This window comes from Prosthecobacter sp. (assembly GCF_014879935.1).
Taxonomy (GTDB): domain Bacteria; phylum Verrucomicrobiota; class Verrucomicrobiia; order Verrucomicrobiales; family Verrucomicrobiaceae; genus Prosthecobacter.
In genome coordinates this window covers 9380-35021 of the sequence record NZ_JACSRD010000123.1, presented here as the reverse complement: position 1 = coordinate 35021, position 25642 = coordinate 9380, and the positions used below count along the sequence as shown (strand labels likewise).

Genomic DNA, 25642 nt, shown 5'->3' with positions numbered 1-25642 from the left:
CGAATTCCTCAAATACAATGATCCCAGCCTCGGTGGTTTCGGTTATCGGGCTCTGGAAGCTGCAGATTATCAGATAAACAGCGCTGAAACTGGCTGGACCAGCACCCAGAACATCAAGATCACTACGACCGCCACGACGACGCTGACCGCTGATCGGACGATTCAGTCATTGAACATGCTTGATGCCACCGCCCGTACCTTGACCGGGAACGCTGGGACAACGCTTACCATCGAATCGGGGGGGCTTTTGACGAGTGGCGGGGGGCACGTGATTTCGGTTCCCTTCCTCACCGCAGGGGCAGGCAGCAACTACGAACTGTATGACATTGCGTGGAGCAGCAACACGATTAGTTCCGTCATCAAAGACAACGGTGCCAACGCGGTTTCCTTGATCAAAGATGGTGGTGGTACAACCTCGTTCTTCGGGGGCAATACCTACACCGGTACGACCTACCTCCTTGAGGGCCAGTTCCGAGATGTGATTGGCTCCAACCGCGTAGCCTTGGGATCTGGGAATTTGAACATCGTTGGTTCTCCAATCGGCCAAGGCGTTTACGAAACCGATCGGGATTTCACACGCGCTCTAGGCACTGGAGTCGGGCAGGTGCAACTGACTGGCGGCACGGGGTCCGGCTTTTCAGCCTACGGTGCTCCGATCAACGTTAACTTTGGCGGAAGCGGTGCTGCGGTCACATGGGGCAGTGCAACCTTCAACCCCGGCGTGTTCACCCTGAATGGGGGCAATGCCACACATGTCGTCACCCTCGTCAATGATCTCAACCTGGGTGGTGAGCAGCGCTATATTCGCCTTGATGGCAACGCATCGGCCGGAAACCGGGCGGTGATCGGTGTGATTTCCGGTGACATTCTGAACGGAGGCATCGTCAAACGTGGCGGGGGTATCCTGCTCATTGACAGCCCTAAATCCTATCAAGGGGGCACTCTTATTCACGAAGGAGAAGTGTGGCTGACGGGTAGCGGCACTGCGGGAGCCAATGTGATGGGTAACGATCTCCAGATCCCGGCGGGTGGGCGTCTGCAAATCGAGGGCCCTGCCAACATTGGATCGAACCAGATGATCATGCTGCAGAACGCAGACGACAATAGCGCCGCGGCCATCGCATTTGGTCGCGGTTATGGGTCCGGTGAGGGCATCACCTTCAACAGTCTGGTCAACAACGGCGGGATCTTGCAGACGGGGCCGTACAACATCATGATCGGGAATCAGCAGACGGGTAATGACCGGCGCAATCGTGTGGCTGTGCAACTCACCGGGAATCATGAGTTTTCGACGGACGTTTTTGCCAGTCTCAAGGCTGTTGCTCCAGACGTGCAGGCGTGGTTCGGGGCGGATACTGGAAACGGCACTTACATTGGTTCGTTCCTGACCCCCACTGGGCGCAATAAGACGGGCAGTGTGGAAGCCTATCGATTCGGCTCCGGCACCGGAACTCTTACGGTCAGCAATGCCAACGTGCTTAATGCAGCCGTTCCACTCATCGTGGGCGCTGAGGATCAGACGGCCCGCACCTATATTGGCGGCGCGCTGTACCTGCCGAAAGCACAGAACTACACCGGCACTCTCACCACCACGATCGGCACCTCCGTGACGTATGGAACCCTGCTTGGTAACAGCGGCATCCTCATTGTGGGGCAAAACGGATCCCTTAATGCCGCCGACAACACCATTCTCTTCCGTGGTGGTGAATTGCGCACCGTTCTCAATCCAAATCTTGCCCATTTTGGACAGACAGACACGCAGTATGCGGCTCGGAATCTTGACATTCGCACCGCGACCGGGATCTATCGTCCGTGGGCGCTCAGTGGCGGCAGTTTCGGCAACGTGACGCTCAACAATTTTACGATGCGCATGGACGACGGCGACCGGACATTTGCAGTCAACAGCGCAGGCACCACTTACATCAACACCATCTTCAACGGCACCATTGAGTTGCAGAACGGCAGCACGTTGAGAAATGCGTTCTTTGAGGTTGGCAGCGACAACAGCTTCCAGTCGGGCATTGGTGTCCTGACGTTGAACAACGTGATCAGCCAGACCGGCTCGGCCGCTGTGAATTTGCGCAAACGCCAGGGCGGTGCGCTGATTCTGACCAGTGACAATACCTATGCGGGCGAGACCTGGGTGGAACAAGGGCGCCTCGTTCTCAACAACCTTGGTGCGGCCGGTGCCGCAGGTTCGACCATTCGCATGGAGATGCAGAACGACCGCCGGGGCGATCTCGAGTTCCGCATGGATGGTGTCGGCCCCTTCATCTTTGACAACAGCATCGTCACCTCGGGAAATGATGGTGGTGAAACTCGTGTGATTACGGTCGGTTCGTTCAGCGGAGCATCGTCCAACCAGGTGGTTCAATTGAATGGCAGCCTGACCATCGGTCACGGAGGAGCACACACGGTTGATGGCACTGGCAGCAATGCGATCTACTTCGATGGCTTCAATGGCTATCGCTTTGATGTCACAGGCACGACCAATTTGAATCGGGATATTGTCTTCCGCACGCGTGGAGCGCTCACCACTCTCAGCGGTGTGGTGGCAGGGGCTGCGGGGAATGATTTGGAGAAGTCCGAGCAGGGGACATTGTGGCTGAGCGGAAACAACACCTACTTGGGTGGCACCATCATCTCCAACGGTTACCTTGTCGCCGCCCACGACAACGCTTTCGGGTCGGCTACCTCCGACGTGACCTTCCGCGGCACTGTGTTCTCCCAGATTCTTGCTTCTGGAATCCGCACGATCAGCCGCAATTTCAACAACACCGCCACCGGCAGCACCCAAACTCTGGGAGGGCTGGACGCAGGGGCCAAGAGCTTCACTGGCAACGTCAACCTCTCGGCACGGGGCCTCACCCTGACGGCGATCACCGGCGGCGATGTCACATTCACGGGCGTGATCAGCGGAGCTGGCGCAGGCGGCATCAATAAGGTGGGCAACGGAACGGTCATCCTCAGTCCTGCCACAGGCAACACCTTCACTGGCGGAGTGACTGTGAGCAGCGGCACGCTGGTTGGCATGGCGCTCGCCAGCGGCAACCCATTCGGTGCCAACAACGCATTCACGGTGACCAACGGAACCCTTCGTCTGAACAACGACACTGCTGCAACGGCCTCGGCCGTGACCACCGGAGCCCTGACCCTCAACACAGGCAACGCAGCCCTGGTTGTGGACGGGAGTGGAGCAGGCGCAGGCGTCACCACGCTTGGATTCGGTTCTCTTGCGCGCAGCAACGCGGCAACGCTGACCGTCAAAGGCGTGAGCACGGAAATAGGCACCGCAGGGCAGGAGAAAGTGAACTTCTCGAGCGCTCCCTCGCAAACCAATGACATGATCGGCACCTGGGCGGTGCTTCAGGGAATGGGCGCTGACAACAGTGCGCACTACGCCACCGTCAGCAGCGGAAATCTCATCACGCATGTCTATGACACAACCGGTGATCTGGGCGTTGCGGTGACCGCAGCGACCACCACCCATGACGCCGGTGGCACCGCGAGCTTGTTGGCCGGCAACCAAAGTGTTTACGCCCTGCGTTCCAACTCACTTGTTGACCTTGGCGGGTACAGACTGAGCCTTGGTGCTGCGAACTCGGCAACGCTCGGTCAGGCAGGTTTGATCTTGAACGCAGGTGCAGACGTGGGTGGAGTGGCCGGGTCCGCGCTGCATTTTGGCACAAATGTCCTGTCGGTTTACACTGATGACGGCACATCCAGCATCAGTGCTCCCCTGACGAACTTCCGTGCGAACACGAACAACACCTTGAGCACTGTGTTGGTGAAATTCGGGCCTGGGACGCTTGAACTCTCGGAGGCAAACACGTTCCAGGGCAATGTGCAGGTAAATCAAGGAACGCTGAGCCTGACTGCCCCGAACGTAATCCCAACGTTTGGAAACCTCAATGCGGTGACTGGGTCCGTTGTGACGGTTCAACCCGGGGCGACAATTTTGCTCAATAACAACAACCAGGAGTTCGGCAACCTCGCCGGCATCAATCCTGGAGCCGAATTCCAATTCTCCGGAGGCGTGGTCGATCTCGGCACAGCCACGCTGGTGGTTGGCCGCGAGAGCAGCAATCAGACGTTCGGCGGTCAGATCATTGGTGGGGCCGGTTCTGTCATCCAGAAGGTGGGAACAGGAACGCTGACGTTGAGCAACTACAACGGTAACATGCCAAACTCCCTCGACATTCTGCGAGTGGATCAGGGTACAGTTTCGACCCGAAACAATGACCAGTCCTGGGCCACGCCCACGGCGTATGCATCGGGACTGCCTTCAACGACCGATGTCTATCTGCGCGGCGGCACGTGGCAGGTCCGGACCATCGGTGACAGCACCACCAACTTCCAGTTGATCGTTTTGGGCAACGACATTGTGCATCAAGGCGGGGATTCGACATTGAGCACGGTGCGTGACCAGGGCGTTGCCTCGAACAAGATCCTCGTCTTCAACAACTTGACCCTCGACAAGCAACGGTTCCTGGCGACGGGCGACAATGCCAATTATCCACGCTTTGACGGTGCGATCACTCTCACGGCGAATGCGCGCATCCAGACGGATGCGGTGCTGATGTTGAAAGGCACCATCTCAGGCAACTTCTCCTTGGAAAAGCGGGGTGGCAGCAACCTGGAGATCGGCGGTGACAACAGTTCCTGGAATGGTGGCATCGTGGCGACTGACGGAACCATCCTCTTCGGCACACGTGCTCCGGAAGATGCAGCACGGTATATGGCGGGAACCAACCTCTTTGCGCCAAGCCTCGCGGCGAATGCAGGCACGGGGGACATTGTCATCAATCGATCCACTGCGATCAGGCTTAACGCCCCCTCCAACGTGCTCTCCGCCCAAGGACAGCGAGTGCAGATTTTTGCCAACGAGACCGTGAATAGTTCCCGAGTTGAACTTGGCATGGATGCATCCCTGACCGACTATGCTCTCCGTTCCACCACCAATGGAAGTCTCGCCCTCAATCTTAATGAGGGCCTTTGGACCAACGCAATCGACCAGTCGAAGATGGGCAATGGCAAGTGGGGTGTGTCCGCCATTACCAACACATATTATGATGCCGCCACTCTTGGGGCAGGTATTGACAACGTTTACCGTTTCGGTGGCAGCAACGCCGCGACTCTTTCGATCACCCGCACCGGAGCCCTTTCTGGTTCGGCCTCCGTTGACGTGGGCCGTTCGCATGTCCTGGCAGGACAAAATCCTGGTTACACCGAAGGCGTTGTCCGTTTCTATGGCAACCAGGCCTATACAGGGGTGACCAACATCTACCGTGAGGCTGATGCGGGATCCATCGGAGCGATTCTTGAGCTCACCGGAAACAGTGCATCCTCCGTGTTCAATGTTTATGGTCGCCTGACTCTGCGTGGAGATGGGCGTGTGACCGATGATGCGGGCGCGCAGGTGAACACGGTCAATCTGATGCCCGGTGGCAACCTGCGGCTCGATTACAGCATGGACGTCTTTGACACCTATTTTGTCTCACGTCTGGACAACAGCAATCTCGGCCTCGGCAGCGATGAGAACAAATGGAGCGACAGCCAGGAGATGATTCTCGACGGCGCAGGCTTGAACCTGATCAACAGCAGTGGCCGCGTGAACTCAGAAACTGTCGGCCAGATCACCATCAAAGGCGGTGCCGGCATCACGCTTGAGCGGAATGGCGGCTCCGGTCAGATCATTCTCAAGACCCCGGCCATCGTCCGGTCTGGTCAGGCCACGCTGGCGGTCCGTCCCACGAGTTCGGCGGCGGAACTTGGCTCGGTCAATCTTCAATCCAGCAAGCTTTACGTCACTGGCACGGCTCCCACCGTCACCAATGGCATGGTGGCACCATGGATGATCGACTACACGAGCCAGCAATTCCTGAACTATAGCGCCGAAAACGGCTTCCTTGATGCGGTTTACACGGGCACAGGCACTGGTGACTCGTTCCTGTCCGGTCTGACAGCCACTTCCATCGGGCAGTACACGGCAGGAGACGCAACTCTGGGCGGGACGCGCAATGTTTACGCCCTTCGTGTCAATCATGAGGCCGCGAGCAATGACACCACCTGGACGGGCGGGCAGATCAACATTCACAGCGGAGGTCTGATCACCGACAACCGCGACAATGCCCGTGTCAACCTGGACACCACGAATGTTTACTTCGGCGATGGAGCGAATGCCGTGGAGGGCATCGTCTATGTGGATGAAAACGTCACACGCATGGGTGGTGTTGTGACGGCGGCGAATCTTACGTTGAACGGCCCCGGCGCACTACAGTTGACCAACAACGCCAACGCAATCACTGGCAAAATCCAGATGAACGGCGGCATCTTGTACCTGGATGGAAACGGCACCCGTGGCAGCGCGGATGAAATCATCCTCCATGCCGATTATTTCAACAACACCAATGCCGGACAGGTGCCCAGCCTGCGCCTGCGCCACAACAGCGCAACAACCACCTACACCGGCTTGACCGTGACGGTGGCCGAGAATGTCCCGGTGGCCACCATTCAGGGCGAGCGCTATTCCGGCACCGGCACCACCAATGCGGTGCAGTTCCAGACACTGAACGTCGTGGGTACCTCCGGGCCAGCCGGGACGTTACTGAACCTTTTCAACAGCAACTCCAATGTGGACGTGCTCGGCACCACCACCCTGGGCGGTAGCAGCCCCTTCGCCATCAATGTCAATGGCAACACCTGGCGGTTGGTGGACACGCTCACCGCGACTGCGGCTATTTCCAAATGGGGGGATGGGGTCCTGCGCCTTGATGGCAATAACGACGCCACTCTCTCCAGTGCCATCACACTCAATCGTGGTGAACTTCGTGTCACTGCATCCAATGTGGCCGGCACTTCCTCGCAGGCTGAAGGGACGGGGGCGCTGCGAGTCAATTTCGGCACGCTGCGTCTTGCTGCTCAGAACACTGGCACAACGAATTCCACGACCACATTCTTCGACAGTCCAGATCAAGATGTCACCATTGCCGGTCGCACCACGATTATTTATGACCGCAACGGTGGGACGCCTGCCTCAGGTTCCAACGGTGTCACCATCGGTGCCTCAGGCCTCGAATTCCGCACTGAGAACAGCCCGGTCATCATATTTGACCAGGCCAGCTTTGGTGACCACCTGCGCATCAACAGCGAGTTGGTGATCAATGATCAGCCTTTCTTTAGGACGCTCGACCCCACTTTGATCATCAACAACATCATTCGTGGAGCCGGCACCCTCACAAAGGGCGATTCATATTTGATCAACTTCAACAACAACGCGGCCAACACCGGCTGGACGGGAGGCTTTACCACATTGCAAGGCTACAGTCGTGTGACTCAGTCTGCCACCAGCTTCACTTTTGGCAGCGGTGCCGTCAATGTGGGCCCCACGGGCAACCTTTCTCTCAATTCCCTCACGAATATCGCCGGCGGAGCCGTGAGCAACTTCAGCAGTGGCTACACAACCCCCGTGGTTCTCGCCGTTTCTCAAAATTCGTTGTTTACCACCGGCAATCTTGCCGCGCTCTTTCCTTATGCGAACAATACCAGTCGAGTTGGAGCGGGGGGTATTCTTGGCCTGGATGCCATCACCTCGGGCACAACGATTGATCTCTCGACCTTCCAGGATGGCTATTGGACTCTGGGAACATCGCTTGGCGGCTCGACCTTCAATGGAGGAGCCGGAAGCATCATTGCTGGTGCTGAGGATGTGTATCGTCTGGGGGGGGGCGGATCCACTCTGACCCTCCAGCCGAGCACCGCTGGAGCCGCTGTGCTTTCGGGCTCAAGTCAGGTGCTGATAGGACGGCCGGATGCCTGGCACGGCTCGGGTTATAATGCGACCCCTGTGGTCTTTGGCACCAACCTGAACAACACCTACGGCGGTGGCACTACGATCACCCGTGCTCGTGACATCGGTGGGGGCTGGTATCAGTCCGCTCTCCGGGTGGATGGTGGCGATCAGGGCAGCACTACGTTTAGAACACCGCTGGGAACGGGTCGGGTCGATGTGTGGGGCCATCTGCGTTTCCAGGGTGCCAATGGCAGTCTGCTCAATTTCACCAACGACAACTACACCACCTTGGTGACTCACGCTGGCAGCCGTATCACCTTTGACAACCGCACTGCTTCGATCAACTCCGGCAGCGAGGGCCGTTATGACAATGAGGCAGACCTTACCCTTAACTCCGCGCACTTGCAGGTCCGTGGCACCAACAACGTCAATACCAGCGTCACCAATTTGGAGATCATCAAAGATCTGGTGATTTACGGCGGATCGCAAATTCGCCTGGACCGTGAGGGCACCGGGTATGCGGGTCTCGGCGTGCGTGACATCGTTCGCGGCACGGCGGACAATCGTTTCGGCACGCTGACGATCAACCATAACACCGGTCTGTTGGGGGCAAACACGGCAGCGGGCGGGGTCAACAATACGGAAGTCGTGTGGCTGACGGCGGCCGGGCCGGGCACCATGACCATGACCAACAACATGGTCGATCCGTGGATTGTCAGCCGAAATGCTGACCAGTTCCTCAAGTATGACACCACAAACGGTCTGCAATTGATCACTCAGGGGACGGCGCCGGCCAATTACCTGAACCCGGCCGCTGCCACGACAACACTTAACGGCACTGTGGTTCCTTTGAATGATGGAACCGAAATTCTCGACCTGGGTGCCGCGACTGCCGCGCAGACGTTGGGCGCAAACCTCAACGTCCACGCCCTGCGTGTGGCTCGTGACATCAACGTCGCGGCTGATGGCAACTTCAACGACATCGCCGTCCAAAGCGGGGGACTGATTTTCCTGGCCAACAATCCCACGATCAATGCCAATCTTTCGTTTGGAGCTGGTGGCGCGGGAGAAGCCTTGATCTTTGCCCGTCAGAGTACCGGGCAGATCAATGGCCGTATTTCAGCGAGCCAAGTCACCAAGTTCGGCTCGGGATTCCTCAATATCCGCAACGATCAGCCACAATTCTCCGGCCCCTGGATCATTAACGAGGGCGGCATCCAGTTCCTGACTCCGGGAAGCGTTGGAGGCGGAACCAATGAGATCGTGCTCAATGGTTCAGTGATGAGTGACGACGATGACCGCCAGGACGGTGGTGCCAGCATCCTGTTCACCGAGGTCCGATACAACTTTAACAGCGGTTCACCTGATCTTTTCGTTTGGAACCACGGCAAAATCACCTCCTGGGACAGCAACCTGATTCGCACCGTCACAGCAAGTGATCGAAATCAGCAGATTCCCGACATTGACCTGAAGACCACTGCCGTCACACCTGGTGCCTTGCATCCCGGCCTCATCCGTTTCCAGGTCGATGGTGCCCGAAGCACGCTTTTCACCGGTGCAGTGACGCTCTACGATCATTACAACATCAACGTTGACGCCACCAGTTACGGCACAGGCAGCACGACGGGTGTCCAGATTGGCTCCCTCATCAACGGAGGTCTCTTCGATGTTTACAAAGCAGGTGATGGCGTCCTGTCGCTGACGGACAACAGCGCCACCTTCGATGGCAATCGCTTCTTCTATGTGGATGAGGGGGCTGTCCGGGTTCTTCATGACGGCGCGTTTGGCGCGGCCGGAAACACCGCTGTCATCAGCCAGGGCGGTGCGTTGGAGATTGCCGTGGCCGATTTCGACCCGCTTGCGACGCTGGACCAGCGTCCTGGCTCAATTGAGCGTTGGGCGGTGGACGGTGCCAGGACTGGCACGGTCAACATGGGGGTTGGCGTGCATCTGCAGATTTTCCGCAATCAGACCGGAACGATGACCATCAATCTATCCGGCGGCTCGATCATGGGTTACCTTCCATCCGATTATGACCATGTTGGAGTCATTCACAGCCTCGGAAGCAATGTTTCGATCGACTTGCAGGCGAATTCGTTCCTTGGCCAGCCATTCCCAGCGTCTGAGACCGTCATTTATGACATGGGCAAGCAGAACAGCATCATGGGAGGCAACCCCACCGACTTGGCATTGCGTGGTTCCTACCTCCAAATTGACGGTGTCATTTCCGGAAACTTTGGTCTTACCAAAGTCGGTCAGGATGTCATTCTTCTCAATGGCGCGAACACTTATACCGGAGCCACAACGATCAAGAATGGCATCTTGCAGATCGGGCGTCACAATGCGTTGAACCCCGCCACTTCACTCGTGATGGAGGGAAGCGCCGGACAGTTTGATCTCAACGGTTACAATCAGGAAGTCAGCGCTTTGAGCGGCGCTGCTGGCAGTGTCAATAACGGTGGTTTTGACTTCAACACCCTGAACGTGAACCAGTCATCAAATACTACCTACGGTGGTACTTTGGACGGAAATGTGAGTCTGACGAAATCTGGAAGCGGTACCTTGACGTTGGCAGGTGCAAACTCCCACCGAGGCGGCACCACGGTGGCCGGCGGTATCCTGGCTGTTGGAGCCGGCGGAACTTTGGGGTGGGCGAATGGAACGCTCACCTCCACGGGGGGGACTCTCGATCTGGGCGGCACCAGCCAGACCGTGGGCGTCGTGACGATCGCCGGAGGCACCATTAGCAACGGAACTCTCACTGGCAGCGCCTACGAAGCGCAAAGCGGCACGGTCTCTGCCATTCTTGCCGGACCAGCCGGGCTCACCAAGACAACCGCTGGCACTTTTGTCCTGTCAGGAGCCAGCACGTTCAGTGGAGGCATCACTGTTGAGAATGGCGTGCTGGATCTCGGTGCGAGCACTCAGACTGGGGGAGCGTTTGTGCTGAAAGGTGGCAGTGTCATCAATGGCACGCTGAACGCCAGTTCGTATGAACTCCAGGATGGATCCATTGGTGCTGGACTGGATGGCGCTGTCGGAATCACCAAGACTACTGATGGTCTTGTGGTCGTCAGTGGAAGCAACACCTACACCGGCTCGACCATCGTCCAGCAAGGTGTGCTGGTTCTGGGATCGACGGCCGCCTTGCCTGCCTTCCCAGCTTCGGCGGTCATCGACGTGGCCGACGGGGCGTTCCTCTCCTTCAGAGCAGGTGGTGTCGGTGAATGGTCCTCGTCCGATATCGCAACTGTCATTGGTCTGACGACGTTCAACAACTCAGGGGGCATCGGATTCGATGTCACGGCTGCTAACGAGTTCACCTATGCCCAGAGCATCACCGGAACCGTGCCAGTGCTCAAAACGGGGTCTGGAACCCTGGTTCTGAGCGGAAACAGCACCCATGCCGGCCCGACAATCATTTACGAGGGCACCTTGAAGGCGGGTTCCGATGACAACTCGATCTTTGGCGCGGGTGGAGTGGTTGTTGTGGGAGGCACTCTCGACCTTAATGGCTTCGATCTCCGGCTGGAAGGTCTCCTGCTGGGGGGCGGCGAGTCTGGATCGACCGCCGCGGTCAACATCGGTTCCAGTTTGCTGACTCTTGGCGGCAACATCACTTACTCGGCGGACAACAACCCGCTGGGTGCCACGATCACCGCGGCAGTCTCGGATTGTGCCTTGAGTCTCGGCGGCGCGACCCGTCAGGTCTTCGTTGAGGACTCGTCCAGGGCGGCGGTGGATCTGGTCATAGACGCCAGGATCACCGATGGCGGCGCTCCGGCGGGCCTTGTGAAACTGGGCAATGGAACTTTGGTGCTGTCCGGTGACAACGCATTCACGGCACCGGTTTCTGTGCATGGTGGGGTCCTCTCCATCGCCAGCATGGCGAATCTCGGGGCAGCAGCCTCGGTCAACTTGGGGGCAACCTTGCAAATCACTGGGACGAGCCCGGTCGTCTTCGACAAGAACATCCTGATGACCGCCAACGGCACTTTGGACATTGCCAACCCCGCTGGAGTCACCTTGACCGGGCAACTCTTCGGTGCTGCCAATCTCACCAAGACGGGTGCCGGAGATCTCACTCTCTCAGGCGCGACCTTGTACACAGGAACCACCACCATCAGCGGAGCTGGTGGCCTGATCCTCGGTCACCGTGATGCTTTGCAGTTCAGCACACTGAACTCCAGTGCTAATGTCACATTCGCAAGCGCCGTCGGCGGCACATTCACCCTCGGCGGCCTTGCCGGCTCTTCCGGCATGGTGCTGGAAGACTCGGCATCAGCGCCAATCACCTTGGAGGTGGTGGGCAATGGCTCGACCTACACTGGAGTGCTGTCGGGCTCCGGTGGACTCACCAAGATCGGTCAGAACAGCACCCTCAATCCGACGGTCATCACCAACACCAACTTCACGATTGGTGCGGCGCAGACTTATACAGGAGCGACAACGCTGGCCGGATCGGTCACCGCTCCCGTGGGTTCCGGCAATGCAGCGAATGCGTTGATCCTGGATTTTGCCAATGCGGCTGCTCCTGCATCCAACCTCATCTCCAGCGCTTCCGCGCTCGTGTTTGGTGGTTCGGGTCAGAACAATGGCGGCACGTTGCAACTGAATGGCAAGGCTTCCACAGCGAACAGCCAGACCTTTGCCAGCACGCTCGTCGATCAAGGCTCATCCTTCATTTACATGAACCAGGGCACGGCCACGTCGCTCAGTCTTGCGCTCGGTGCCATCACTCGTAATCCAGGTGCCACACTGGACATCGCGTTGCCTGCTGCCGGCACAGTCTCGGCCTCCGGAACTCTGACCAATGGAATTTTGGGCGCATGGGCCACCGTCAGTGCTCCTGCCACGGCGGGTGCTGCGGCCAACTGGGCCACCATCTCCGGAGGAAACGTCGTGGCCTATTCCGGATACTCCGACATCACGACCACGGGGGCGACGATGACGAACAACGCCGCCAGCAATGTCCGCATCAACGCCGGAGCCACAGCCACCACCACCAACCTGGCGGCTGGCACGACGGACATCAACTCCCTCCTCTTTGCAGCCGCAAACACCGCTGCCGCCACGATCAACATCGGTGCCAACAACACCCTCCGCCTTGGTTCTGTGGGTGGCGTGCTTCTTGCGAGCGGCGCAGGATCCGCCACGATCGGCACGGCGATTGGAGCTGCCACCACCACCACCTATGTGGGCACGGTGGGCACGGAGTATGTCGTGGCAAACACCGGCAGCATCACTGCTGGCGGCGCTGCCAACACCAGTGGCGAGCTGATTTTCATCAACTCCACTCCAAGTGCGTCGAGTTCGCAGGTGCTCACGATCAATGCACCGATCGTGGACAACGGCAGCGGAGCGGTGTCGGTGACCTATTCTGGCTGGGGGCAGAAGCATGTCTTCGGCCGCAACACCTACACTGGCGGGACAGTGATCGACCTCGGTCGCGTCTATGTCCGCACGAATTCCAGCGCGTTTGGCACGGGTGATGTCACCGTCAAGGCTGGCGGACAGGTTTTCGCTCAAGACACTCTTCTCGCCAACAATTTCCTTCTCTCCAGCGCGGCCACCACAGAAGGTGCGGGCCTGGGCGGCCTTCGCCTCGACAACTCGATTGTCACCGGGACGATCACGCTGGTCAATGACGCTCAGATCAGCAGTGGGTCGTATGCGATGGTCGCGGGCCAGATCACTGGTTCGGGTGCCCTGCTGAAGCTTGGCAACGGCACCACGGTGCTTGGCAACGGCAGCAACAACTACACCGGTGGAACGGTTGTGACTGGCGGCACTCTGATCGCCCGGGTGCCTGGCGTCTTGGGATCCAATGTTGCGGGAAATGACATTTTCATCAGTGGTGCCAACAGCACGGCTGGTGCGTTGACCCTGAACTCCCCTTCTGTCGTAGGCAGCGATCAGCGCGTCACACTTGGCCTTGCTCCTTTGGGGGATTTGAACCTTGCCGTCGCCTTGGGCGTCGGTCCTGGGTATGGAGACGGCAGCAGCCTTCGTTTCCACAGCCTTGAGGAAAGCAACAGCTCCGCGCTGGGTGGCGAGGACATCTATCTTGTCAGTTCGGTCACGGGTCTTGCGGGTCGCATGGCCATCCACCTCAGTGGAAATTACGACTTCTCCACTGACATTGCGGCAGAGATTGCGGCCATCTCTCCCAACACACAGGTCTGGCTGGGGGCCAATCTTGGCAATGGCGTCTTCACTGGCAACACATTCTCAGCCACCAATGGCGCTCTGCGCCTTGGCGCTGGCGGTGGCACGTTGACCGTCAAAAACGCCAATGTGCTCACTGGAAACGTGCCGTTGGTTGTGGGTGCCACGGATCAGAGCGGCCGCGCCAATCTTGGGGGCATCGTTTATCTGCCGCAGGCCCAGAATTACAGCGGCACTGTGACCATCGGCTCAGGCGGCGTCTTGCAGGTGGGTTCCAATGCGGCTCTCAGCACTGGGAACAACACGCTCTACCTCATGGGCGGTGAAATCCGTCTCGACACGGCTGCTGGATCCTGGAATCAGGCCGACAGCCAGTATGCATCCCGTAATCTCGAAGTCGTTGCGGGCAATTCCATCCTGCGTGCCACGTCCCTCACTGGGGGCAGCTTCAGCCGCGTGACGCTGAACAACATCAACATGTATGACAGCGAGCGTGTGCTCACCGTTGGCACTGTGGGAACGGTCTTCAACGAGGTGGCGGTGAACAACATCGTTTTCAACAACAACGCCGCCACGGCCATCAATCAGTATCTTGATGTCGGCGTGGACAACAGCTTCCAGACTGGTGCTGGCATCCTTACGGTGAATGGGGTGATCAGCCAGACAGGAAGTTATCCTGTCAACCTGCAGAAACGTCAGGGCGGGGTGCTCATCCTCAACAGCGACAATACTTACGATGGCAGCACAAACATCCAGCAAGGCCGCCTCGTCCTGACCCATGGGGGTGCCGCCGGTGATTCCGGTTCGACGATTAATTTCAACACCAATAGCGACCGCCGATCCGACCTCGAAATCCGGTTCAATGACGCCGGGCCGTTCGTGCTCGACAACGTCCTCGCCACCACAGGTGGGAATGATAATAGCACTCGCGTCATCAAGGTCGGACCTGTCGGTGTCGGTTCGGAAAACAAAACGGTGAAAATCTCCACTTTGACGGTCGGTCACGGTGGCACCTTTGGCCTGGACAGCGGTGCCAGCAGTTCCATCTACTTCGACGGCTACAATGGCTACAAGCTCGACGTCACTGGCGGGATCGTGCTCAATCGAGACATCAATCTCCGCACCCGTGGAGCCTTGGTGACCGTTAGCGGGGTGGTTTCCGGTGATGCGGCCAATGATCTGAACAAACAGGAGCTGGGCACGCTTTGGCTGAGTGGCAACAACACCTACGCAGGCATGACCTACATCTCCAATGGCTTCCTCGTCGCCGCTCATGACAATGCGCTGGGCTCCGCTTCCACGAATGTCACGTTCCGTAGCGGTTCGATCTCGCAGTTGCTGGCTTCCGGGACACGCACCATTGCCCGCAATATTGAAAACACGGGCAGCGGCAGCACACAGACCCTTGGTGGTCTGGACTCAGGCATCAAGAGCTTCACCGGCAATGTCATTTTCACCGGCCGTGGCATGAACTTCGCTGCGGTCGATGGCGGCGACGTGACCTTCAGCGGCACCATCAGCGGTGCAGGCACCACCGGTTTGACGAAGGTGGGCAATGGCACCGTGTTTCTGAGCCCCGCTTCTGGCACTGGCAACACCTTCACTGGTGGCGTGACGGTGACCAATGGTGCGCTCGTGGGCCAGGCCCAGGCGACCAGCGGAAGTCCGTTTGGCGGTGCTGCGACAGCGTTCACCGTCACCAATGGAACGCTGGGTCTCAACGGTGCCGTAGGGGCGACCAATACCACCACTTCCGGTGCGTTGACGATCAACACGGGCAACGCCGCGCTTATCGTGAATGATGGCGGCGGTGTGGGAACGCAATTTACCTTCGGCTCGCTTGCACGTAGCAATGCTGCCACGCTGACGCTTAAGGGACTGACCACAAACTTGGGCACGGCGGGGAATGAGAAGATCACCTTCAGCACCGCCCCATCCCTGCTCAACGGCACGATTGGCACCTGGGCGGTGATTCAGAGCGCTGGCAACGCGGGCGATTATGCCTCGGTCGGCAGCGGCAACATCATCACTGCGACTTATGGTGGCTCGGGCGACCTGGACACCGCTGCGGGCGCGACCCAGTTGTTCAATGCCGGTGCCACAGGCGGTATTCTGACCAGCAACCGGAGCGTGTACGCCTTCCGCACGGACGCAAGCATCGACCTGGGTGGCTTCAGCCTCAACGTAGGAGCTCCAAATGCCGGCACACTTGGTCAGGCTGGCATCATCTTGAACAACGGTGCCGACATTGGCGGAGTGGCGGGATCATCGTTGAATTTCGGGACGAATGCCCTGTCGGTTTATGTCGATGACGCGGCGGAATCGAGCATCAGCGCACCGCTGACCCACTTCCGTGCCAACACCAACAACACCCTCAGCACGGTCTTGGTGAAATTCGGGCCAGGAACCCTGGAACTTTCTGGAACCAACGCCTTCCAGGGCAACGTTCAGGTCAATCAGGGCACTCTGAGCCTCATGACACCGAATGTGATTCCGACCTTCGCCAACCTCAATGCTGTGACGGGTTCAGTAGTCACCATACGGCCTGGGGCCAGCGTGTTGCTGAATGGCAATAACCAGGAGTTTGGCAATCTTTCCGGCACCAGCGTGGTGAATGCGGTTCAGAACACGGGCGGTGTGCTCGATCTGGGCACCGCGACTCTGGTTGTCGGCCGGGATGGCTCAAACCAGACCTTCTCAGGCCAGATCATTGGTGGCGCGGGTTCGAAGATCACCAAGATCGGTGGTGGACGGCTCACCTTGGACAACTGGGACACGGCCATGCCGAACTCTCTTGCCGTGCTCGATGTGGCGCAGGGCTTTGTCGAGTCCTGGGTCAACGACCAGTCTTGGGCAACCCCCACTGGGTTTGCCTCGGCCATCCCTTCGACTACCACGGTTTATCTGCGCGGTGGCGAGTGGGAAGTGCGCGCCATTGGAGATAACACAGGCGACGCTCAACGCATCAACATTGGTAACAACATCATCCACGGTGGCGGCGGCAGCTATCTGGATGTGAACCGTCCAGCGTGGGCTTCTGGCAGCAGCAAATTGCTTACTTTTGGCAGCCTTTCGCTGGGAGTTCAGTTCTTCGGCATCACCGCCGGCAACACCTACATCCCTCGCTTCGATGGTTTGACCACGTTGACGAACCATGTTCGGATCCATACGGACACCCAAGTCGTCCTGGCTGGCGGCATCACTGACAATGGCATGGGGTACACCCTCACCAAGACTGGGGCGTCAGATATGACCATCGCGGGAGACAATACAGCCACTTGGAGTGGAGGCTTGATCATCAGTGGTGGCACGGTGCTGTTTGGCACCCGAGGTGCAGATGACATTCTCTATCCAGGGACGACATTCGTTCCGAGCAGCACCGCGAACGCTGGCACAGGAGACATTGTGCAGAATCAGGGCTTTAGCGCCACCGGAGCGGCCACGGCGCTGCGTCTCAATGCACCAGGGAATGTCGTGTCCGGCCAGGATGTTCTGCTCTTCGGGACGGAACGCAACTGGACAACCCGGGTCGATCTGGGGACTGACGCCCCGCTCACCAGCTACAACCTGAAGTCCACCACCAACAGCGCTCTTGCTCTGGGAATCGGTGACGCGGGTCTTTACACCCAGGCACTCGACCAGGCTCGGATGGGCAGTGGCAAAGGCAGCCTTTCCGCTTATGCCAACACATTCTACATGGCCGACACGCTTGGTGTCGGTCAGGGAAATGTTTACCGGTTCGGTGGCAGCAATGCGGCAACCTTGAGCATCGTAAGGGACCGCGTTCTGACGGGTTCAGCTTCACTGGACGTGGGTCGCAGTCCGTTGGATTACGGAAGTGGCACCCCTCAGGGAACTCTGGCAGTGATCAGGTTGTACGGCACCCAGGACTACAGCGGGAACACCACCATTTACCGTGGCGCTGATTTTGGGTCCACCGGTAACTATCTTGAAGTGACCAATCGCATCTCGTCCCCTGTGATTGACGTCTATGGGCGTCTCGCCCTCCGCGGAGCGGGCACAGTGACTGACGATGGTCTGACCAATGTGAACACGGTCAACCTCCGTCCAGGCAGCGCCCTCCGCCTCGATTACAGCTATGATGTGAACGACCAGTTCGTGGTCAGCCGTCTCAATAACAGCAATCTTGCCCTATCTAACAAGTGGGGAGACAACACGGCCATGGTCCTTGATGGTGCGGGCCTCAATCTCGTCGCAGACTCGCAGAACTTCACCCAGGAAACCATCGGCCAGATCACCGTCAAAGGTGGCGCTGGAATCTACCTGGAACGCAACGGCACCAATGGGGGGATCGTCCTGGTCACGAACGCTGGCATCAACCGTGTCGGCCAGGCTACGTTGGCCATCCGTGAGAACGCGGACGAACTCGGGCTGAACCAGTTCCAAAGCCAGCGGTTCTACATCAATAATCCCGCCTGGATCACCGCCAACTCCGCCAATGGCATCTTGGCTCCGTGGATGGTCAATGCCACCCGCGGCACTTTCCTCGCCTACAATGAACTGACGGGCATCACCAACGCTCTCTTTACAGGCACCGGCACCGGGGCGGCATTCCTGGCCGGACTCACCAGCACCTCCATCGCCCAATACACGGCGGGTGATGCGACTCTCGCGGCGACTTACAACGTGTATGCCCTGCGTATCAACCATGAGGCGGCCAGCAATGATACCGTCCTCGGTGGTACCGGCCAGATCAACATTCACAGCGGCGGCCTGTTCATTGACAACCGTGACAATGCCCGCGTTGATTTCGGCACTGGTGCGGCGGTGTACTTTGGCAATGGAAGCACTCCGACGGAAGGCATCATCTACGTTGACGAAAACATTCTGCGCTTCCAGGGTTCCGTCACGGCCACAAATCTCACCATGTCCGGGCCGGGCGCAGTGCAATTTGCCAGCCAGAACAACAGCGGCATCACGGGCACGGTGCAGGTGAACAGCGGAACCCTTTACCTCGATTGGGCAGGCACAGGAGCTGGCCCTGTCGGTAGCGCAACCATCCGACTGCATGCGGACCATCTGAACAACAACAATGGCGGTCAGATGCCCGTTCTGGCGCTGCGCACGGACTCTGCGAGCCGCACCTTCAACAACAGTGTCATCATTTCCGAGAATGTGCCGCTCGCTCGTATCGACACCAATCGCTACACCGGCAGCGCTTCCGGCAACATCACCATCCAGAATCTCACCATCGAGGGTACCTCGGGTCCGGCCGGCACTTTGTTGCAGATCCAGAACAACAACAGCTACAATCTGATTGTGACCGGAACGACGACCATCGGTGGCAGCAGCCAGGTGGGCATCCATGTGAACACCGGCACCGTTGAACTCAACGGTGCGGTTACCAGTTCGGTCGGCCTGACCAAGACCGGCAACGGTGTCCTGCGGCTGAACGCCAACAACACGGGCCTGACGGGTGCTATCACCTTGGATCGTGGCGAACTTCGCCTTCAAGGCACGGGTACCGGCACGGTTCCAAACATCGCTGTCGGTACGGGCAACCTGATCTCGAACTTTGGAACCATCCGGCTCGCGAGTGCGGTGGCGGATCACGACTTCTTCGTCCAGACTGGTCAGACACTGTTTGTCAACGGCCTCACCACGATCACGCTGGACCGTAACGGCGGTGGCGCCACCAACAAATACTGGGGTGACAACAACGACGGCCAGATGATCGTCACGAGCAACAGCCCCTTCCTTGTCATCAACGGCAGTGACAGTCTGATCATCGAGGCCGGCGTCCTGATGAACGACATCCTCAATCTCCGCACGGATACCACGACCTACATCCGCGATATCATCCAGGGGACCGGTCGCATTGTGAAGATGGGCAATTATCTTGTCTTGGACAACAATGCTGCCAACACCTTCTCCGGCGGTTACGACTCTTACCAGGGGGTGACCCTGCTCGGTGCGACAAACGCCACTCTTGGCACCGGACGTGCCAGGTTCTTCTCCGGGTCTTATGTCTCCGCCATCAGCACCGCCAATTTTGGCACCACGGGATTGACCCTCATGGTCAGCAGCAGCACCGCCCTGACCCAGGTGGGTGTGCGTTCTGGCACCCTCGCCAATTATAATGCACTGACAGCGGCCATTACGGCGCCGGGAGTATTCAAGGGGAATGGTGCAGGCCTTCTGACCATTGATGCCGGTGCGACAGTCGCCTCTGATCTCGCGATGGCCACTCGCGACGGCGGTTTCTTCAACCTCTCGTTCCTCGGAGGTGGCAACGGCAACGGAACTCTTTCTGCGAACAGCGTCGCTCCATGGGGCGAAGGGGGAGCGGAGTTCCGTCTGGGTGGAGGTCAAGGCACACTCACTGTGAATCCGGCCACCGCCGGTGCCCAGTTTGCGGGCGTCAATCGCATGATTCTGGGGGCGGGCACGAATCTTAACTCCTACGGTTTTGTGACTTTCGGAGCCAATTCAAACAACACCTATTCAGGTGGTACGTTCGTGGCACGGAGCCGCAACTATGATGGCAGCTATCGAGGCTTTGGCCTGTCCTTGCAAGGCGGCGCGGATGGTGTCACGACGAACTTCCGCACTCCACTTGGTTCTGAAGCCGTGGATGTCTTTGGTGAAATTCGCATCGAAGGTGCTTCTGGCACCGCAGTAACGACAGGTGGGCTGACGAACGCCAACAATTGGGTGCTGCATCCAGGCTCCCGCCTGCGCTTTGACAACGGCACGCCATTCACCGGCAGCGGCACCACTGGTAACCTCGCGACGGGTGTCCTGGGCGGTGGCGGTCGCTGGGCGGATGCCATCGGCATCACATTGGACGCGGCGGTCCTGGAGATGGTGGGCGACAACACGGATCACGCTGCCAACCGTGAGATCATTGGTGACCTCACCCTCGTGAGGGGAACGGAAGTGGTGGTTCGCCACGTGGACAATAATGCACGGTTTGGAGCGGAACTTCAGGTCGCCAACCTCATCCGTAACACGACCACGACCACTCTCATGCTGCGCCATGATCCCAATGAGCTCGGCATCAACAGCGGTTCTGGCACCGGGGGCACTGGCGGTGGCGTCGAGCGTTTCATTGTCAATTCAGGGGTCGGCCCTGCCTCAGGACAGGTGCAGGTGACCAATAACATGGTTGACCCATGGATTGTCAGCCGCTCGGAGAACCAGTTCCTCAAATACGACGCCACCAACGGTTTCCAGATCATCACGTTTGGATCCTCTCCGTCCAACTACATCACCTCCGCGGGCGGCACGCTTACCGTGGCCACCAATGACGGCACGCAGATCCTCAATCTGATCACTGCCACAGCGACCCTCGGGGCAAACCTTGATCTTCATGCGCTGCGTCTCGACCGGGACATCAACGTCAGCGCGGATGGGCAGTTTACCAACATCATTCTGCGCAGTGGAGGCCTTATGCAGGCCGCTAACACTCCGACGATCAATGCGAATCTTCTCTTCGGGGCTTCGGGGCTTGGTGACGGCCAGGCATTGATCTGGGCGAACAACAACACCTTGCAGATCAACGGACTGATTTATGCCAGCGAGGTGGTCAAATCTGGAGTGGCGATTCTCAATGTCCGCGCTGACCAGCCGCAGTTTGCCGGCAACTGGGTGATCAACGGGGGCGGCATTCAATTCCTGACTCCGGGCGCTCCCAGCACCGGAGAAGTCATCCTCAATGGCAGCCACATGGCTGACAACGACAATGTCTGGAACCTGACCGAAGTCCGCTACAACTTCAACAGCGGCACACCGGATCTGTTTGTCTGGAATGGCGGGAAGATCAGCGCCTACGACATCAATCGTGTCTATGTGCCCACCGCCACGGACCGCTTGCAACAGATCCCGGACATTGACCTGCTGACCACGAACACGATTCCGGGGTCGGGACAGGAAGGAACCTTCTTCTTCCAGGTTGACAATGCCCGTAGCACCGTCCGCACGGGGACGGTCACACTCCATGACCATTACCTTATTCATGTGGAGTCTGGCAGCTACGGCCCAGGGGCGACCACTGGCGTCCAGCTCGGCGCGGACACCGGAGTCGGCGGGTTGAACAACCAGGGGCTCTATGACTTCCGCAAGGTCGGTGACGGCATCTTGATTCTTGGTGACAACAGCACCTCCTTCACTGGCAGCCGCAGTTTCGTGGCGGGCGAGGGCGGCGTGCGCGTGAACAGCAACGGAGCGTTTGGTGACAACACCATCAGTGCGGTGATCAACCCCACGGCTGCCTTGGAAATTGCCGTCTCCAACTGGCTGCCGACCGCGACCCTCACCCAGGCGTGGGGATCGATCGAGCGCTGGGCGGTCAGCGATGCTCGTGGTAATACGGGTGCTTACACGCTGCCGGACGGAGTGCATCTCCAGGTGTTCACTGATGTCACCACGCCTTCCTCCCGCACCATCAATCTCGCTGGCGGCTCCATCATGGGTTACCTGCCCCTGGACTACGACAAAGTGGCCGTGATCCAGACGATTCGCAGCGGCGTGACGATCAATCTCACAGCGGATTCCTTCTTGGGCCAGATCTATCCCGCCGGTGTCTCCAACGGTGCGAACTCCATCTTCTATGACATGGGCACGCTTAACACCACCACCAACCTCAATCCGAACGATGTCGGTCTGCGTGGCTCATATTTGCAGATCGATGGCAACATCACCGGTGTGGGATTCAACCTCACCAAAGTCGGCCAGGATCTCATCAAGCTCTCCGGCACTGGCAACACCTATGCCAGCACGACGGTTGAGAACGGGGTGCTTCAGATCGGGGCCAACAACGTGCTCCCTGTCGGCGGCACATTGACCACCAAATTTACCGGCATGTTTGACCTCAATGGCTACAACCAGGAGGTGGCCGCTCTTGCGGGTGACGGTGGCTCCGTCAACAACGGTGCCTTTGCGGACAACACCCTGACAGTGAACCAGGCGACGGACACCACTTACGGCGGACAGGTCAATGGCAACGTCACGTTCCGGAAGAAGGGTGCTGGAAAACTGGTCTTCACCGCTGTGAACAGTCATCGCGGCGGCACAGAACTCGAAGGTGGCACGCTGTCCATCGCCCAGGCATCCAGCCTTGGTTACGTCTCCAATGAGTTTCGTGCCAATGCCTTGCGGTTCCTTGGTGGTGCGCTCGAAGTTACTTCCAGCACCACCTTGGGCGCAAGCAGCGGCGTTTCCGTGGATGCCGGCGGTGGCACAATCGCCACGACCGCAGGCACCACGTTCACCATCGCTTCTCCGATCACCGGCGCAGGCAGTCTTACCAAAGTGGACACGGGCACCCTCTCATTCACCGGATCAGGCAGCACTCTCACCGGCAACACCAATGTCACAGCCGGCACCTTGCTGGGTGGCGCGGCCAACGCCCTGTCCTCCCAGTCCCGCGTGGTGCTCACAGGGGACACGGCCTCGGGTACTCTGGATCTCGGCGGCTTCGATCAGTCCGTCGGTTCTCTGGCGAGCACGGGCGGGACGCAGGGCAGTGCCAGTGTTGTGCTTGGCACGGGAATGCTGACGGTAGGTGGCGATGACACGTCTGATGCTGTGTATGCAGGTGCGATCAACGGGGCAGGAGTGCTCCGGGTGCGCACCCACGGTGCACAGACTGTCTCGACTGTCGATCACTCGGCGCAGACCTGGTCCACGGAGATCGCCAATGGCAGGTTGTCCGTGGCGAATGACGCCAAGCTGGGCTCAGGGGCCATCACCATGGGGATTGCGTCTGCCACGCAGGCTGACGATATGACCGTGTTGGATCTCCAGGGAGTCTCGCTTGCGAATGATGTGACTGTGAACGCCACAAACTCAGCAGGGGTCAGCGTCATCCAGTCAACGGTGCTCGATTCCGTCATCAGCGGGAATGTCACACTCAACAGAGACACCTTTGTAGGCGTGCAATCGCTCACTGGATTGACGCTCGGCGGTGCTGGCTTGGTGACAGGCGCTGGTCGCATCACCATGGTGGACGGCGGCAACCTTCTGCTGTCCGGAAACAATGACTACGGAACCGGAGCTGGTGCCGGGGCTGGTGCTTTGATTGATGGCGGCACGATTGTTCGTTCCGGCCGGGTTGAACTCAGCCACAGCTCCGCATTGGGAGCCAAGCATGTCGAACTGGGTGACACCCGGACCGTGATGACCACTGTCATCGATCGTGCCACCACCGTGGGGATCGCATCTGCCGGCGGTTCCTACAACGCCACGGGTGGCAGTGCCCAGTCTGGCTCGTTCACCGGCGTGTCTTCAACTGTGGACGGCTACACCTACGTCGCTGGTGACGTCGGCAAGACCATCCTCGTCAAGAACGAGGAGGCAGATCCGACTCGCAACGGTATCTACACCATCGTCAGCGTCTCCGGTGGCACGATGAGCCTCGTCCGTCATGCGGAGTTCGATTCACCGGCTGAGATGACCTACGGCACCCAGTTTGCTGTCGTGAACGGCACTGCCGCCGGGAAGTTCTTCTTCATGACGCAGACCAACGCCGACGAGTGCTGCCTGCCAGTTCTGGATCCTGTCCGCTTCCGGGAGGAACTGGTCACCAACAATGTCGGCCTGGTCGTCACGGCGGGCGCCCTGGATGTGACCAATGCGATCGACGTCAACGCGACTGCTGGCACGGGCAGTGTCACTATCGGGGGTGATGAGGGCATGACTTCAGGTGCTTCGACCTTCAGCGGGAACGTGGTGCTTCAGAATCTGCAGTCGGGCGTCACAGGCGTCGAAACCAAGACGGTCACTCTGACATCGGCCACCAGCGGTTCTGGGACTGGCATCACCTTCTCAGGTGTCATTTCCGAGGCTGATTCCGCCAATGACACCCTCTCCATCGAGAAGACGGGGACGGGAACCGTCACACTCACCGGAGCAAACACCTACCATGGGTCCACGCTCGTCACCGAAGGCACCATGCAGCTTGGCGCTGGCGGGTCGGTCAACGACACCTCCTTCGTCCGGATCGATTCGGGTGCCACCTTCGGAGCAGCGCCCGGCGGCTATGTCACAGACGCGACGATTGCCGGAACGGGTGCGATCTCTGGTGATCTCACGATTGGCAGCAACGTGGGGGCCATCAATACCACTGGTGTCATCAAACCTGGAGCCAGCACCGGCGGTGTACTGGTGAACGCTGGTGACCAGATCGGCACTTTGACCGTGAATGGGAACCTCACACTCGCCTCCGGCGCTACCCGCCTCGAACTCCAGCTCGGCTCCACCTTGGCCGCAGACGCCAACTCCAGCGCGGAGTTCACCACCCGCCTCGGAAACAACACCTTCGATGCATGGCTCGGTGACAACACCGACGGGCACCTCACCCTCTGGGAGTCCGGCACTGGCTCTCATGACCGCATCAACGGCACCGGCAGCCTCACACTCACCAGCGGCAGCACGATCGCAGTTGTCAACTCCGGTGCCACGATCGTCCACGGTGATGTGTTCAAGCTGATGGACTGGTCTTCCGTCACACTGGGTTCGTTTGACCTTGGTGGTGAATATCGTCCAGGCGGAGTCCTTGGGGATCTTGTGTTGCCTTCTCTTGACCCGCTTCTGGCCTGGAACACCGCCCTCTTCCAGTCCTACGGCATCTTGGTGGTCGTCCCAGAGCCTTCTCGTGTGCTGCTTCTGATGTTCGGTCTCTTGGGGCTGTTCTTCCGCCGTCGCCGCCGTTCCATCTGA

1 protein-coding gene (only partly in view) is annotated in these 25642 nt (G+C 58.8%); it reads left to right on the top strand.

Annotated features, from left to right (window positions below):
• A protein-coding gene (locus IAE77_RS09250) for an autotransporter-associated beta strand repeat-containing protein (protein ID WP_294225095.1) crosses the window boundary here: on the top strand, positions 1 to 25642 show its 3' portion. It extends 1448 nt beyond the left edge of the window; 25642 of the gene's 27090 nt are visible here — the last part of the coding sequence; its start codon lies off the left edge, out of view; its stop codon occupies positions 25640 to 25642.